Genomic DNA, 13,309 nt, shown 5'->3' with positions numbered 1-13,309 from the left:
TATGACCGGAAAGCTTTATGGCATCGGTATGGGCCCGGGTGATAGTGAACTTATTACGTTAAAAGCGCTCAGAATTTTACGTGCTTCCCCAGTTGTGGCTTATCCGGCACCCGATGATGGTGAAAGTTTTGCCCGTCAGATTGCAGCACCATTTTTATCTGAAGAACAAAAAGAAATTCCCATAATTGTGCCGATGCGCGTTGAACGTTTTCCGGCGCAGCAGATCTATGATCAAGCTGCGCATGCAATTTCCGAGCATCTCAAACATGATCGCGATGTTGTGGTGTTGTGCGAAGGTGATCCATTCTTTTACGGATCTTTTATGTATCTCTATGAGCGATTGGCGGATGATTTTGAATGCGAGATTGTACCAGGTGTATCATCAATGATGGCAGGGGCTGCGGCCCTTGGTCGGCCGCTTGCAGCGCGAAATGATGTCCTAACTGTTATCCCGGCACCGCTGCCTGATGAAGATATCAAAGCACAGATTGAAAAAAGCGACGCGATTTCGATCATCAAAGTAGGGCGTCATTTCGAACGCGTTGCGAAGTTGATTGATGATATGGGGCTCACCGATCAGGCGGGCTATCTCGAGCGCATTAGTTTGCAAGAGCAGAAAATCTATCCGCTTGCGCAAATGCCTGCGAAGAAGGCACCATATTTCTCTTTAATTCTCATTTATAAAGGGGCAGAGGATTGGGTTGAAACTCTCCCTGTCCCTGAACCATCAAACTAGGTGCTCATGATGAAGCCTGCTGTTATTATTCTCACCAACTCTGCCCAAGCGCTTGCACAACAAATTGCGGATGGCATTGACGGTGACGTTCACGGATTTTCCAAACGCGTTGGGGAAGCCGATGTTATCTTCGATGATGTGAAAACGCATCTTGCAAATCTCTTTGCCGAGCAGACGCCAATTATTGCGATTATGGCAACAGGTGCATTGATCAGAATCTTGTCACCTTATTTGCATGATAAAAAATCTGAGCCGCCGGTTATTGCGATTTCTGAGGATGGAACATCCGTTATTCCATTATTGGGTGGGCATCATGGCGCAAACAATTTGGCGCGTTCAATCGCTTCAATAACCAATGGCAATGCGGCAGTAACCACTGCGGGTGATCTTAAGTTTGGCATAGCACTTGATGAGCCACCGGAAGGATATGTTTTATCAAATCCAGATCAGGCCAAGGATGCAATGGCAGCGCTCGTGAATGGTGAACGTGTGGATCTAGTTGGAAATTCAGAATGGATTTCACAAAGCCAACTTGAACTTGAAGAGGGTGGTGAAGTGCAATTGACCTTCACTGAAAAACTTAGAGAGCCCAAAGGTTTAGAGCTGGTTTATTATAAAAAGAGTCTAGTTCTTGGAGTTGGGTGTGAACGCGGATGTGGGCCTGAGGAATTGATCGAACTTGCTGAAAAGACATTGGCAAAAGATGGCTATGCCCCGGAAGCTGTTGGGCTTGTTGCATCGATTGATCTAAAGACGGATGAAGCTGCAATTCATGCGCTCGCAAATCATTTTTCTTGCGAAGCACGGTTCTTAACGGCAGACGAATTGCTCAAACAAACCGAACGTTTGAAAAACCCGTCTGATGTGGTTTTCGGTGAAGTTGGTGTTTATGGGGTCGCGGAAGGATCAGCGCTTGCTGCATCTGGTGATAATGGCGATCTGTTAGTTGAGAAACAAAAGAGCAAACGTGCAACACTTGCCATTGGTTGGAGCGCTATGCCTATTGAGAGCGCATCATTACCCGGTGATAAACGAGGCAAACTTTTCGTGGTTGGTATTGGCCCCGGTAGCGATGATTGGCGTTCTCCGGAAGTTTCTAAAATGGTGGCGCAATCCACCGACCTTGTTGGATACTCGCTTTACCTTGACCTACTTGGCCCACTTGCCATGGGTAAAACCCGTCATGATTTTGATTTGGGGAAAGAAGAAGCACGTGTGCGCCATGCCATGGAGCTTGCGGGCGAGGGGCGTGATGTAGCGCTTGTGTGTTCAGGCGATGCTGGTATTTACGCTATGGCAACACTGGTTTTTGAACTGCTGGATAAAGCCTCGGATGAAGACGGATTAACGCCGGGAGCAAAGCGCATCGAGATTGCTGTTTCTCCTGGGATATCTGCATTACAAGGCGCTGCTGCGCGCATTGGTGCACCGCTGGGCCATGATTTTTGCACGATCTCGCTCTCGGATCTGCTCACACCATGGGAAGATATCAAACGGCGTGTTTCAGCAGCAGCAGACGGGGATTTCGTCATTGCGTTTTATAATCCGGTTTCAAAAAAGCGTCGCACGCAGTTGGCATGGGCTAAAGATCGCTTGCTTGAAGATCGTCCGGCGAGCACGCCTGTGATTTTGGCAACAAATCTGGGTCGTGATGGTGAAAAGGTGCGTGTCGTGCCGCTTGGCGAGCTTGATATCAATGATGTGGATATGCTGACGGTTGTGATCGTCGGTTCGAGCGAAAGCCGCACGACGCATACAGGCGATGGAAAAACATGGGTTTACACTCCGCGCGGTTATTCAGGAAAAACTGGTTCTATTATGGGTGATAAAAAATGACGGTCTATTTTATTGGCGCGGGACCTGGTGCCCCTGACTTAATCACAGTGCGTGGGTTAAAGCTCATCGAAAATTGCCCAGTATGCTTATATGCAGGCTCGCTGGTGCCTGAAGAGATCGTACAAGCTGCACCATCTGATGCGCTTGTGAAGGATACGGCCCCCATGCATTTGGATGAAATCATCGAGGATATAAAAGAAGCTCACGCGGCAGGCAAAGACGTCGCACGGGTTCATTCAGGTGATCCAGCTATTTATGGCGCGACGGCTGAGCAAATGCGTCGTCTGGATGCGCTAGAGATCGATTATGAAGTTGTGCCAGGTGTACCAGCATTTGCAGGTGCTGCCGCGAAACTAGCAACAGAGCTTACACTTCCGGAAATTGCGCAAACTGTGATCATCACCCGCACAGGTATGAAGGCGTCTTCTATGCCAGAAGGCGAGCAGCTTGAGGTTTTGGGTAAATCTGGCGCGACACTTGCTATTCATTTGTCGATCCGAAATCTTGATTATATCAAAAATTCGCTTGAGCCTTATTATGGTTTGGATTGTCCGGTGGTGATTGCTTATCGCGCGACTTGGCCGGATGAGAAATATATCTTTACGACCTTGGATAAGATGAAGGAAGATGTGCGCAAAGAGAAAATTACGCGTACTGCGCTCATTCTAGTTGGTAAAGTTTTTGGCGAAACTCAGTTCCGCGATTCTGATTTATATAATGCCGATTACAGCCATGTTTTGCGCAATAAAGGCAAAAAGAAACAGCGCAAAGTTGCTAGCTAATCATTTGGTCTTCTGATCATAATGACGGGTATTTTCGCCTCGCGTGCAGCTATGATTTTAGCGTAGGATTTTTCACCGCCTGAATTGCGCGTGACAAGGTGCGTTATTTTGTTTTCTAAAAATAGATCGCGTTCGTCCTCGCAATCCTCGTTGGGGCGACCCAATATAAGCCTATATGAACTTAACGGCACATCGTCAGAATGATCCACCATTCTGACAATAAAATGGCAATCTGCACGATGTTCAAACGCTTTGATATATTGACGTCCGAGCGCTAAAAATGCGGTTGCATTTTGAGGTAATCTGTCCGCTGATTCTTCTATGGAAGCAACTTCAAGCCAATTATCGCCTTTCGTTTTTTGCCAGGGTTGGCGAGAAAATTTCTCGTAATCAATGCCCGACTGTTGTGCGGCTTGAATAGCATTTTTCGTAATGTTCAGCGCATAGGGATGTGTCGCATCATAGATTTTATCAACGTTCTGTTTAGATATATAATCTATTAAACCTTCAACACCGCCAAAGCCGCCGATCCGGGTTTCGCCATCCGGTAATTTAGGGTTTTGGGTTCGGCCAGCAAGTGATGAAATGATACGCCAATTTGGTTGTTCTTTTTGAAGCTTTGCTGCAAGGTCAAAGGCTTCTGCTGTGCCCGATAATATGAGAATTGTTTTGCTCATTATTTCGCATCGGGCTTAGCATGCGCAAGAATATTGCCTTTGCGATCGATGATGATGAGGTCCAGTTCAATGGGCGCGTCACGCAAAGCAGTTTTTGCTGTTTCATGTGCTTTCTTAGCAATAGAAGGCATGATATCAACTGCGTTTTCTTTTGTGATTTCATAGACTTCTAATGCTGTATTGGCATTTTGAATCTGGTTTTTGAGATTTTGATTCAATCCTAAATCTAGCGCGATATCAGCTAGAAAATTCATATCAACTTGGCTGCGAGCTGAATGCAAATCCAGATGCCCTTGCGCCAGTTTCACCATCTTGCCAATCCCGCCAGCGATGGTGAGTTTTGGTACTGGATGCTTGCGAATATATTTTAAAAGACCACCCGCGAAATCACCCATATCAAGGCAGGCAATTTCTGGAAGGTCATACATCTCTTGAGCGGTTTTTTCAGACGTTGAGCCTGTTGCACCCATGACATGATCAAGCCCTTCAGCGCGCGCAACATCAATACCGCGATGAATGGAATGGATCCAAGCTGAACATGAAAATGGATGAACAATACCCGTCGTGCCGAGTATCGATAAACCACCAACAATGCCAAGTCTTGGGTTCCAAGTTTTCTTGGCAATTTCTTCGCCATCGGGAATTGAAATGCGGATTTCAACATCGGCTGGCAATTTGTATTCGCCACAAATTTCAGTGACGATTTCACTCATCATTTGACGCGGAACAGGGTTGATCGCAGCTTCACCTTTTTCTATCGGTAAACCGTCTTTTGTAACTGTGCCAACGCCGTCACCCGCCACAAATTTTATTCCGCTGCCCGGTCGCAGAGGACGCACACCTGCAATTACCATGACGCCATGCGTAACATCAGGGTCATCACCTGCGTCCTTAATAATACCGGCCATGGCATAACCTTCGCCCAGACTTTCAAGAGCGAGCGGAAAATGTGGTACTTCACCCTTGGGCAATAGAATTGCAACAGGATCGGGAAACTCACCGGTGATCAATGCGGTCAGGGCAGCTTTGGTCGCAGCCGTTGCGCAGGCGCCTGTTGTCCAACCGCGCTGGAGAACCTTTTCATCATCGGCGTCTGTTGTAATTTCGTCGTTCATTGTCGCCTAGTTAGCATAATTTGTTGTTTCAATGTCGTTATCATTGTTTTCCCCCGCTTGGAAAGGGTATATGATGGAGACAAATATGAACAGCAAAGCAAACTTGAATTAAACGATATGCAAGACTGGCAAAAACAATTACCAAAAATGAAGGCTGGCGAGGTTTGGCTCGTGGGCGCTGGACCCGGTGATCCGGGGCTTTTGACGTTGCATGCCATCAATGCATTATCGCAAGCAGACGTGATTGTGCATGATGCGCTGGTCAATAAAGATTGCCTTAGCTTGGCGCGCCCCGGCGCTTTAATGGAATATGCCGGTAAACGTGGCGGTAAACCTTCTGCCAAGCAACGCGACATTTCTTTGCGTTTGGTCGAGCTTTCAAAGCAAGGTAAAAAGGTGTTGCGCCTTAAAGGCGGTGATCCATTTGTGTTTGGTCGCGGAGGAGAAGAAGCTCTCACTTTGGTCCAACATGGCGTGACTTTTCGAATTGTGCCGGGCGTATCAGCGGGGATCGGCGGGCTTGCTTATGCGGGCATTCCGGTCACTCATCGTGACACAAACCACAATGTAACGTTTTTAACGGGGCATGATGCAGGTGGAATTGTCCCTGATGCAATTGATTGGGAAAATGTCGCTAAAGGTTCGCCGGTGATTGTCATGTATATGGCAATGAAGCACATAGAACCAATTGTTCAAAAATTGCTGAGTGCAGGACGCTTAGAAGATGAACCAATGGCGTTTGTTTGTGATGCGACAACTCAAGATCAGAAAGTTCTTATAACCACATTAGGCAGTGCAGTTGCAGATGTTGAAAAATCTGAACTTTCTCCGCCTGCAATCGTCGTTATTGGCGAGGTTGTCAGATTGCATGAAGGGCTGGATTGGCTCGGTGCAGCGACCGGGAAGGTTTTATCTCCAGATCCGCTTGGGCTGAATAATCTTGATCCGATTTCCTCCTTATCGGGTAAGACTGCCTGATGAAGGGGTTCATTATCGCAGCGCCATCTTCTGGCTCTGGTAAGACGACCGTTACTCTAGGCTTGCTGCGACTTTTGCGAAACAGCGGTGTGAAAATCTGTTCTGGCAAAGCTGGACCTGATTTTATTGATCCGCAATTTCATACATTGGCTTTGGCAAAAGAATGCGTGAATTTCGACCCTTGGGGTATGCGCGAAAATCTACTTTTGGATCAAGCAATTACATCAACATCAGAAGGTGAGGTTCTACTCATTGAAGCGATGATGGGTTTGTTTGATGGCGCTGCTGATGGTTCAGGTTCTGCAGCTGATTTAGCCAAGTTATTAAACCTACCGATAATACTAGTCATCGACTGCGCAAAACTCTCACATTCTGTGGCGGCAATTGTCCATGGGTTTAAATCATTTCGCGACGATATTGAAATCGCGGGCGTGATTTTGAACAAGGTTGGCAGCACCCGCCACGAACATATGCTTCGTGCAGCTATCGAACCACTCGGGATCAAGGTTTTCGGTGCGGTGATGCGCGATAGCGGATTGGCACTTCCTGAGCGGCATCTCGGTTTGGTACAGGCCTTTGAACATCCTTTGATGGATCAGTTTATTGAAAATGCCGCTCGTAAGCTTAAAGATACCGTTGCTGTAGACGAAATCCTTGATAGCCTTTCTGATGTGCATCATAAAAGTTCTGAAACAGTTGCGAAAATCCCGCCTCTTGGGCAACGTATTGCTGTGGCCAAGGACTTAGCATTTTCTTTTATTTACCCACATCTGATTGAAGGTTGGCGAGAGCAGGGGGCTGAGATTAGCCTCTTTTCGCCACTATCAGATGAGGGGCCAAATGATGATTGTGATGCGGTTTTTCTTCCCGGCGGTTATCCTGAATTACATGCAGATGCGATCTCACAAGCGGATCATTTTCGAAATGAAATGCTGAATGCGGCTGGGCGTGGTGTGAAAATTTACGGTGAATGCGGTGGCTATATGACCTTAGGTGAAGGGCTGATTGATGCCGATGGTGTTCGACACAAGATGTTGGGGCTTTTGCCAATAGAGACGAGCTTTGCGGAGCGCAAACGCAATCTGGGATATCGAAAACTCGAACTAATCAATGACTTTTTAGGCGTCACGCAGCTAAACGCCCATGAATTTCACTATTCAACTGAAGTTAAAAACACAACTAAAACACCGTTGTTTACCGCTCAAGACGCGCTGGGCAAGGATCTTGGCGCCTTTGGTGCGCAGTTAAATAATATTGCTGGTTCTTATATGCACATCATTGATCGGGTGGATTGACGATGCAGATTGAGCATGGGGGAAACTTAGTAAACGCGATCCAGACCTATGGTGGATCACGTTCTGATTGGATTGATATCTCTACTGGGATCAGTCCATTTTTAGCACCAGTTCCCGAGTTGGATTTGTCATCATGGCATCGTTTGCCCGAACGTGCCTCGCTCAGCGAATTGGCAGAAATTGCAAAGACGTACTACGTATCAAAGCAGGATTGTTTGGTAACGTCAGGTTCACAGTTTTTGATCAACCATCTGCCTGATTTGCTTGATGGTGATGTCGGTATTGTTGGTCCGACATATGGCGAATATGCGGGTGCATTTGCGCGACAAAATAGAGGTTACACCGCGCTTGATAGCATTGTTGATATCGGTGATGTGCGTTCAGTTATCCTGGCAAATCCCAACAACCCCGATGGCAGGCTATATTCGCAAGATGAGCTATCCTCATTGGCCAATGCGCTCAAACAGCGTGAAGGCTTTCTTGTGGTTGATGAAGCGTTTTGCGATGTGTGTGAAAACGCTTCAATGCTATCTGCCGAACCAATCGATAATCTGATTTTGCTTAAATCATTTGGCAAGTTTTTTGGCCTTGCGGGTGCCCGTATCGGGTTTGTGTTTGCCCATAGTGATATCTTGCAGCAGATTTCACATTTACAAGGGCCTTGGGCAGTCTCAGGCCCTAGCATAAGTGTTGCTAAACATGTGCTCATCCAAAACAAGATACATCGAGATTTGTTTGAGAAAATTTCAAAGCGCCATGCTTTGTTTCATCAAGCTGTTTTAGAAATGGGTTTGAAAATAATTGGCGGAACCAAACTTTTTTTACTGATTGAGCATGAAAAAGCGCAGAACTTGCATGAACATTTGTTAGTTGAGAAGATACTGACGAGAAAGTTTGATTATAATCCGCAATGGCTACGGCTCGGATTGACCAGCAATCAGGAGGAGGATCTCCGTTTTAAACAAGCGGTTTTGTCCTTTAAGAACCAATGATGGATAGTCATTTATTGATCCTTGTTCTTGCGATTGCCTTAGACATGTGTGTCGGTGATCCAGAATGGATGTGGCGAAAATTACCGCATCCCGTGGTGTTTTTTGGTAAAGTGATCTCGAAACTAGATCAGCATCTAAATCGTATCCGCGATAATCGCAGAAAGCGCAAACAGTTTGGCATGCTTGCACTTTTTCTCATTTTAGTTTTGGCGCTAGGTTTAGGTTTGCTGGCAAATACAATTTTCCAGCTATTTGGCATGGCGGGTTTTGTATTAGAAATTGTTGTCGTGGCAATTTTGATTGCGCAGAAAAGCATGTCCGATCATATCAATAATATTATTGCTCCTTTGTCATCAGGCGATATTGAAGGTGCGCGATATGCTGTAAGTATGATTGTAGGGCGGCAGACTGACCATATGGATGCGTCTGATGTAACGCGCTCGTCGATTGAAAGCCTTGCTGAGAACTTTTCTGATGGGGTTGTTGCGCCGGTATTTTGGTACGCGCTTTTGGGTTTGCCGGGTATTTTGATGTACAAAATGCTTAATACAGCTGACAGTATGATCGGGCATAAAACAATCAAATATGAGGATTTCGGATGGGCGTCTGCAAAGTTGGATGATTTGGCGAATTGGTTGCCGGCCCGACTTTCAGCTGTGTTAATTGCGTTGTCTGCATTGATCTTAAAAGGTGTTAAATCATTTAAAGATGCTGTGTTTTCAGTGCTCAACAATGCATCACTTCACAGATCTCCCAATGCGGGTTGGCCTGAAACAGCAATGGCTGGAGCGCTCAATATCGTTCTCTCTGGACCGCGAATTTATGGTGAAAGCATCTCTCACGAACTTTATCTAAACCCTACTGGGCGGTTGAAACTTGGCCATTTTGACCTTGAAGATGCGAGCAAATTGTTTTGGGTTTCGTGTATTCTTGAAGCGATATTTATCGCCATTTGTCTTACTGTTAGCGTGTAGGCTTAACCATAGATAAAGCTTAGACTGGTAAAAACCCCACTAAGACGCTAATTTTAGCGCAATTTGTTGGATTATTCGAAAACTGGGGAGTTTCGCCATGCGAAATTTAGTAGCTGCACTGGCAGTATTTTTTATGATTTTACCAGCTTCTCAAGCTGCTGCGGCACCTTTGGAAGCACGTATTGATTTGTCATCACAGACAATGGTTGTCAAAAAGAATGGTAAGGTAAAATACCGTTGGAAAATTTCGAGCGGCCGTAAAGGGTATAGCACACCGACAGGCAAATGGTCTGCAAAATGGTTGTCCAAGCATCATCGTTCGCGCAAATATAACAACGCACCAATGCCATATGCTGTGTTTTTCCACGGTGGATATGCTGTTCACGGCACAGACGCTATTTCTCGTTTAGGTCGTCCAGCTTCGCATGGCTGCATCCGTTTGCATCCGGAAAATGCTTCTAAGTTTTATAACCTTGTGGAGCGCACTGGCTTAAGAAATACCCGTGTTGTGATTAAGCACTAATTAGAAATTATGTAATTTAAAATCCGCCCTTGCCGAATGTGTATATTTGGCAGGGGCTTTTTTATATAAGGTGCTTGATGTTCCATCTGTCATGGAACCATTGCCATTGACCGGGATATTCGCGTACCCATAGTTCCACTTTATCGTTGAGCATTTGAGATGTGGCATTGATATCAATCTCGCCATTATCGCCTTTCGGAAGCTCAACAGCGGGCTCTAGTTCTAATCTGAAGCGTCCACCTGGTAAACGGATGCAACGGGCTGGGAAAACTTCACATTTATATTGGCGGGCAAGTTTAGCCAGAAGTGGGTTTGTCTTCACCGTATGTCCGAAGAACTTGGTTTCATCACCTTTTGAAAATTTTTGATCAACAAGCATTCCAACGCCACCGCCGCTATCGAGCTTGCGGGCAAGGTTCCAAGCAGCACCTGCAGTTGATGCAACTAAGTCTTTCATATGCTCACCGCGAGCAGCGAGCACCTTGTCGGCGATATATTTGTTGTTAGGTGGACGAAATAATGCGCTCACGCTCAAATTAAAGCGTTGTGAGATAATTGGAAGTAGTTCGAAATTTCCGCTGTGAATCGTAAATACAATAAAAGGGCGTTTGTTTTCGCAAAGATCAATAAATTGCTCCTGACCCACAACCTCGATGTTGCTGTTTTCATCTGATTCAGGATCAAAGACGGAAATCTTATCAAGATAAACGTATTCAGCCGCTAAACGAGCCATGTTGACCCACATTTCCATTGCAATTTCTTCGCGTTCAGCAATAGATTTCTCTGGAAATGCGAGTTCAAGATTTTTCATCGCAAGTCTATGTCGCTTGGTTTTGGGGCCAACAATTTTGGCAAGCCAACCGATCACATTCAGTGCGGTGTTCATTGGCATTAGTCTTATGACAAAAAGCAGTGCCAGGATAAACTGAGCGATAATCCAATCACGGGCATTATTGAAGAACTTCCTCAATTCAGCCACACATCTTCTGACAAGTTTGGTCAATGAATATCCAACGCGTTGATGATCAGAATTTCAGTACGATTTTACCGAAGACTTTGCGGCCTTCCATACGTTCTAGGGCCTTGTGGATGTTTTCCATATCCACTTCGGTATCAATCACAGGCTCTACCAAGCCTTGGGACATTTTCAACATGGCATCTTTCATGTTTTCCATGCGGCACCCAAAGGAACCTAAAAGTTTGAGCTGCTGCTGGAACAGCATCATAAGGTTTACTTGTGTTGAAACGCCTGATGTGGAGCCGCAAGTGACCAATCGGCCGCCTTTCTTAAGGCTGAACATAGAGCCTGCCCAAGTATCAGCGCCAACATGTTCAAATACAACATCAACACCTTGTTTCTTGGTGATCTTACGAACGCGACCTTCAAAACGGTCTTCGCGGTAATTGATGACGTAATCCGCGCCTAATGCTTTTGCTTTTTCAATCTTATCGTCAGAGCCGACAGTTGTGATAACAGTACAGCCCATCTTTTTTGCTAGCTGGATGGCAGCTGTTCCAATGCCAGAGCCACCTGCATGAATGAGAATCCATTCGCCCGGTTGCAGTTTGGCATTATCAAACAACATATGTTCAACCGTGCCGAATGTTACAGGCGCAAGTGCTGCGCCAATCGCATCAACATTTGGCGGTGCTGGCACTACAAGTCGGGCAGGGTAGTTAACGCGTTCGCGGGCAAAGCCATCCAAGTGGAAGCCATGCACACCACCGACTTCTGTACAAAGGTTATCACGACCTTCCTGACAGTTTTTGCAAACACCGCACACGCGGGCACCATAAATTGAAACAAGCTGTCCTGGTACGAGGCCTGCGGTTCCTGGGCCGACTTCTTCGACAACACCGGAAGCTTCCGCACCAATAACCAGCGGCATTTTACGTTTTGCAAATGCCATGCCGCGCCAACCCCAAACATCAATGTGGTTTAGAGCAACTGCTTTGATAGAGAGTTTAACTTCACCAACACCCGGAGCGCCCGGTTCATCGATGTCTGTGATCTCAAGTTTGCGGTCTTCGACCAATTGCAGCGCGCGCATCGACTATCCTTGTATTGTTTTGTTCTTTAGCAATTAGAGTTTGCTAAGTTTTATTTATGTAGGGGTAGCTGATATGACAAGACAAGCATTTTGTCCACCAAATCCAAACGAGTTGGATAGGATTGAATTAACCTGCATCTCCCGTTTGACATTTGGAACCACATCCAACTCAATCGCCGGATCAGGATTATCATAGTTGATTGTCGGTGGAAGCGTGCCGGTTTTTATCGTCATCACAGAGAAAATAGCTTCCACTGCGCCGGCCGCAGTTAAAGTGTGGCCGATCATCGACTTATTTGATGAGACTGGGATATTATTTAGATTATCGCCAAATACATTATGAAGCGCTAAATATTCCATCTTGTCGTTTTCAGGTGTGGATGTGCCATGGGCGTTAATGTAGCCGATGTCCTCAGGTTTGATGCCCGCATCGTCCAACGCTGCATGAATAGCAGCCATTGCAGGCGCTGCGTCAGGTGACGAACGTGTTCTGTGGAAATGGTCAGCTTTTTCACCGCAGCCTTGTATAACACCATGAATTTTGGCGCCGCGAGCTGTTGCGGCTTCGAGTGATTCCAATACCAATGTTGCCGCGCCTTCTGCGATAACAAATCCATCTCGGTCTTTCGAGAATGGTTTAGATGCTTTTTCGGGCGGATCATTTTGTGTTGAAAGGGCTGATAGAAGTGAAAAGCGAATAACTTGTTCTGCGTTCACTGAGCCATCTGTTGCAACAGAAAGCGCACGATCGGTTCGACCTTGCTGAATGGCTTCAACACCAAGCTGGATGGCTGTCGCACCAGACGCGCATGCGGTTGATAGTGTCACAGGTAATCCACGTGTGCCAAATTTATCAGCCAAACGTTCTGAGACCATACCAAACTGCGATGATTCAAAAAACGAGCGCTTAGGCTTATCGTGAAGAATATCTAAGAATTTTCTGTAGACTGACCCTTCTGTTTGGTCCGGTCTTAATTCTTTTGCAAGTTCAAAGCGGTCTTCCCAATCAGGTTCAGCAGGTGGTGCTGCCAGAAACAAAGGACCATTAAACTCGCCATTAATACCTGCATCGGCAAGAGCTTCAACTGTTGTGTTTTCTGCCAAAACGTAAGTGCGGTCGACAATTGAATTTGCTTCGGCACCAATGAAATCAACACTTCCGCAAATGAGCGTTGATAGTTCATTGGTCGCAAAACGTTCAATTTTATGGATACCGGAAATACCAGAGCTCAATTTGTTCCAGTTTTCCTCTAAACCCTCGCCAAGTGATGAGACGACGCCCATTCCGGTCACCACGACGATGGGGCGGCCTAAGTGATCTCTAAATGCAGGTGATGTCATGTTGATTTC

Annotated in this window: 13 protein-coding genes; 8 read left to right on the top strand and 5 right to left on the bottom strand. The window is 46.1% G+C overall.

All coding sequences use genetic code 11. The annotated features are described in order from the left end of the window. Position 1: 1 nt before the first annotated feature. The 3 genes from cobI to cobM are packed head-to-tail and all read left to right on the top strand — an operon-like array spanning position 2 to position 3,354. Entirely contained in the window at positions 2 to 736 is a 735-nt protein-coding gene (cobI, locus tag ACZ1GZ_RS14970) for a precorrin-2 C(20)-methyltransferase (RefSeq protein WP_472665692.1), read from the top strand. Between the two features lie 6 nt (positions 737 to 742). Continuing rightward, the gene (gene cobJ, locus ACZ1GZ_RS14965; protein WP_472665691.1) at positions 743 to 2,572 is read left to right on the top strand and encodes a precorrin-3B C(17)-methyltransferase; all 1,830 of its coding nucleotides are present in this window, start codon (positions 743 to 745) and stop codon (positions 2,570 to 2,572) included. Continuing rightward, a complete protein-coding gene (gene cobM / locus ACZ1GZ_RS14960) occupies positions 2,569 to 3,354 on the top strand; it encodes a precorrin-4 C(11)-methyltransferase (protein WP_472665690.1) in 786 nt (261 codons plus the stop codon). The genes cobJ and cobM overlap by 4 nt, the downstream gene beginning before the upstream one ends. Here cobM and ACZ1GZ_RS14955 read toward each other — a convergent pair. Together ACZ1GZ_RS14955 and ACZ1GZ_RS14950 are read right to left on the bottom strand one after the other, a co-directional pair. Continuing rightward, on the bottom strand, positions 3,351 to 4,031 hold the full coding sequence (locus ACZ1GZ_RS14955) for a cobalt-precorrin-6A reductase (protein WP_472665689.1): 681 nt from the start codon (positions 4,029 to 4,031) through the stop codon (positions 3,351 to 3,353). The two genes, cobM and ACZ1GZ_RS14955, sit on opposite strands and share 4 nt — an antisense overlap. Next, positions 4,031 to 5,146 carry a cobalt-precorrin-5B (C(1))-methyltransferase gene (locus tag ACZ1GZ_RS14950; RefSeq protein WP_472665688.1) on the bottom strand — a complete coding sequence of 372 codons (1,116 nt, stop codon included), beginning with the start codon at positions 5,144 to 5,146 and terminating at the stop codon, positions 4,031 to 4,033. Before ACZ1GZ_RS14950 ends, ACZ1GZ_RS14955 begins: the two co-directional genes overlap by 1 nt. Before the next feature lie 117 nt (positions 5,147 to 5,263). On the opposite strand from ACZ1GZ_RS14950, the gene cobA reads away from it, so the two are divergent. From cobA to ACZ1GZ_RS14925, 5 genes are all read left to right on the top strand, one after another. Further along, on the top strand, positions 5,264 to 6,124 hold the full coding sequence (cobA, locus tag ACZ1GZ_RS14945) for a uroporphyrinogen-III C-methyltransferase (protein ID WP_472665687.1): 861 nt from the start codon (positions 5,264 to 5,266) through the stop codon (positions 6,122 to 6,124). Continuing rightward, entirely contained in the window at positions 6,124 to 7,419 is a 1,296-nt protein-coding gene (locus tag ACZ1GZ_RS14940) for a cobyrinate a,c-diamide synthase (protein WP_472665686.1), read from the top strand. Before cobA ends, ACZ1GZ_RS14940 begins: the two co-directional genes overlap by 1 nt. 2 nt (positions 7,420 to 7,421) lie before the next feature. Then, positions 7,422 to 8,411, top strand: coding sequence for a threonine-phosphate decarboxylase (locus ACZ1GZ_RS14935; RefSeq protein WP_472665685.1), 990 nt, complete (start codon positions 7,422 to 7,424; stop codon positions 8,409 to 8,411). Next, a complete protein-coding gene (gene cbiB, locus ACZ1GZ_RS14930) occupies positions 8,411 to 9,385 on the top strand; it encodes an adenosylcobinamide-phosphate synthase CbiB (protein WP_472665684.1) in 975 nt (324 codons plus the stop codon). Before ACZ1GZ_RS14935 ends, cbiB begins: the two co-directional genes overlap by 1 nt. A gap of 97 nt (positions 9,386 to 9,482) precedes the next feature. Next, positions 9,483 to 9,908, top strand: coding sequence for a L,D-transpeptidase (locus ACZ1GZ_RS14925; protein WP_472665683.1), 426 nt, complete (start codon positions 9,483 to 9,485; stop codon positions 9,906 to 9,908). 61 nt (positions 9,909 to 9,969) lie between these two features. Here ACZ1GZ_RS14925 and ACZ1GZ_RS14920 read toward each other — a convergent pair whose 3' ends face one another. The 3 genes from ACZ1GZ_RS14920 to ACZ1GZ_RS14910 are packed head-to-tail and all read right to left on the bottom strand — an operon-like array spanning position 9,970 to position 13,300. After that, positions 9,970 to 10,911 carry a lipid A biosynthesis lauroyl acyltransferase gene (locus tag ACZ1GZ_RS14920; protein ID WP_472665682.1) on the bottom strand — a complete coding sequence of 314 codons (942 nt, stop codon included), beginning with the start codon at positions 10,909 to 10,911 and terminating at the stop codon, positions 9,970 to 9,972. A 22-nt stretch (positions 10,912 to 10,933) separates the two neighbouring features. After that, complete coding sequence (locus ACZ1GZ_RS14915; protein ID WP_472665681.1) at positions 10,934 to 11,959, bottom strand: zinc-binding dehydrogenase; 1,026 nt, start codon at positions 11,957 to 11,959, stop codon at positions 10,934 to 10,936. A 54-nt stretch (positions 11,960 to 12,013) separates the two neighbouring features. Then, complete coding sequence (locus ACZ1GZ_RS14910) at positions 12,014 to 13,300, bottom strand: beta-ketoacyl-ACP synthase (protein WP_472665680.1); 1,287 nt, start codon at positions 13,298 to 13,300, stop codon at positions 12,014 to 12,016. Positions 13,301 to 13,309: the final 9 nt, after the last annotated feature.

Source organism: Lentilitoribacter sp. JB5-8, assembly GCF_055693385.1.
The sequence above is the reverse complement of the archived record's forward strand: the minus strand, read 5'-3'. Positions and strand labels throughout refer to the sequence as shown.

Bases quoted from the DNA above. Each gene is read 5' to 3' on its own strand.
- ACZ1GZ_RS14910 (WP_472665680.1), bottom strand. From the start codon at position 13,300: ATGACATCACCTGCATTTAGAGATCACTTAGGCCGCCCCATCGTCGTG.
- cobJ (WP_472665691.1), top strand. From the start codon at position 743: ATGATGAAGCCTGCTGTTATTATTCTCACCAACTCTGCCCAAGCGCTT.
- ACZ1GZ_RS14950 (WP_472665688.1), bottom strand. From the start codon at position 5,146: ATGAACGACGAAATTACAACAGACGCCGATGATGAAAAGGTTCTCCAG.
- cobA (WP_472665687.1), top strand. From the start codon at position 5,264: ATGCAAGACTGGCAAAAACAATTACCAAAAATGAAGGCTGGCGAGGTT.
- ACZ1GZ_RS14915 (WP_472665681.1), bottom strand. From the start codon at position 11,959: ATGCGCGCGCTGCAATTGGTCGAAGACCGCAAACTTGAGATCACAGAC.
- cobM (WP_472665690.1), top strand. From the start codon at position 2,569: ATGACGGTCTATTTTATTGGCGCGGGACCTGGTGCCCCTGACTTAATC.
- cbiB (WP_472665684.1), top strand. From the start codon at position 8,411: ATGGATAGTCATTTATTGATCCTTGTTCTTGCGATTGCCTTAGACATG.
- ACZ1GZ_RS14935 (WP_472665685.1), top strand. From the start codon at position 7,422: ATGCAGATTGAGCATGGGGGAAACTTAGTAAACGCGATCCAGACCTAT.
- ACZ1GZ_RS14955 (WP_472665689.1), bottom strand. From the start codon at position 4,031: ATGAGCAAAACAATTCTCATATTATCGGGCACAGCAGAAGCCTTTGAC.
- ACZ1GZ_RS14925 (WP_472665683.1), top strand. From the start codon at position 9,483: ATGCGAAATTTAGTAGCTGCACTGGCAGTATTTTTTATGATTTTACCA.
- ACZ1GZ_RS14940 (WP_472665686.1), top strand. From the start codon at position 6,124: ATGAAGGGGTTCATTATCGCAGCGCCATCTTCTGGCTCTGGTAAGACG.
- cobI (WP_472665692.1), top strand. From the start codon at position 2: ATGACCGGAAAGCTTTATGGCATCGGTATGGGCCCGGGTGATAGTGAA.